This is a genomic window from Xenorhabdus entomophaga (assembly GCF_037996725.1).
GTDB classification, from domain to species: domain Bacteria; phylum Pseudomonadota; class Gammaproteobacteria; order Enterobacterales; family Enterobacteriaceae; genus Xenorhabdus; species Xenorhabdus khoisanae.
Map to the genome: position 1 here is coordinate 1 of NZ_JBBMXH010000300.1, position 673 is coordinate 673.

Sequence of the window (673 nt, forward strand, 5' to 3'; positions counted from 1 at the left end):
AATGCGTAATTCATTTTCCGAGACAAAAAATAATGTCAGAAGCGCGATAGCGTTATTTGAATTGATTAGAATGCAATCTACCCGTTCCAATTTTATGGTGTGACCAAATCAAGCAACTTGCTCTAACTCACTTTTGGACAATTTCTAGTTAGAGTTTCGACTCGAAGCCACCTGTTTCGTATAAATTCAAATTGGGCAAACAGAGTAGGGGTTGATTTTACGGTAAGTGTAGTGAGCAATTACCAATGAAAGAATGTTGCTTGTCTGGTAGCTCTGAATTCTGGATTAATTATGGGTGGCATGAGCTGTAATTGAGGGTAGAATAAAGGAAATTTTACTTTTTAAGGGCTTTTATGGAAATCACATATTCGATTAAAGATATTGATTGGGGGTTGATTGTTGCTGTTATTGCAGTAGTAATTGGAATGGGTTCTTTGTATTTAACTTGGCATTCCACAAAATCAGCTAAAAAATCGATTGATACATCAATTAACATTTATGAAAGACAAAAAGAAGATGAGGTAAAAAATAAAATCTTAGCTGATAAGGCAAAAACTAAAGCAACTTGGATTCACATATTAAGTGCAACATCGTTATAAACGAAGTAAATGAGTTTTTGTACCTTTAAATAGCTCATCCGGCGTATTGTAACCCCGTGTTTTTCGTGGTCGCT

Annotated in this window: 1 protein-coding gene; it reads left to right on the top strand. The window is 34.9% G+C overall.

Annotated elements, in window-relative coordinates:
* Window positions 1-353: 353 nt before the first annotated feature.
* Complete coding sequence (locus AAC854_RS22875; RefSeq protein ID WP_340619097.1) at window positions 354-599, top strand: hypothetical protein; 246 nt, start codon at window positions 354-356, stop codon at window positions 597-599.
* Window positions 600-673 lie beyond the last annotated feature (74 nt).